Source organism: Paraburkholderia sp. RL18-085-BIA-A, from assembly GCF_046027075.1.
Taxonomy (GTDB): Bacteria; Pseudomonadota; Gammaproteobacteria; order Burkholderiales; family Burkholderiaceae; genus Paraburkholderia.
The window spans coordinates 1-395 of sequence record NZ_JARESU010000633.1 but is presented as its reverse complement, the minus strand read 5'-3'; the positions used below and the strand labels follow the sequence as shown (position 1 = coordinate 395).

Annotated in this window: 1 protein-coding gene; it reads right to left on the bottom strand. The window is 57.0% G+C overall.

Annotation, left to right across the window (positions count from 1 at the left end; all coding sequences use genetic code 11):
* A partial coding sequence (locus P0D89_RS54160; RefSeq protein WP_494478584.1) for an IS1634 family transposase N-terminal domain-related protein occupies positions 1-248 on the bottom strand: 248 nt, incomplete at its 3' end.
* Between the last annotated feature and the right edge of the window lie 147 nt (positions 249-395).

Below are 395 nucleotides of genomic sequence, written 5' to 3'. Positions count from 1 at the left end.
CGCCGTGCGATACCGAGCACCGCGGCCACATGGCCATGCGGCAGGGAGCGCTCAATGCTCATCAGCGCCTGGGCTGACTCAACGGCGACGCCGCCCTTGAGCAGGATGCGCAGGTGCTCGATGAGTTGCGGATCCCAGTGGGACAGATTGGCGATCGTGCGTTTGACGACCTTGCCGCCTTCGCGGTAGCCCTCACGCAGGAGGATCGCGGGCGGAGAGTTCCGGTTCGGGACGGTCTCGATATACATGGGCTAAAGAATAGACAACGCGCCCAGTAAATCAAGATGAAATCTCGTCGAAAATGCAACATTTACATGGGAACATTTAAGACACAAAAAATGACGCAAAGGCGCGCCACTTCTTGCTCAGCAGTGTTTCAGGTGTTCAAACTTCGG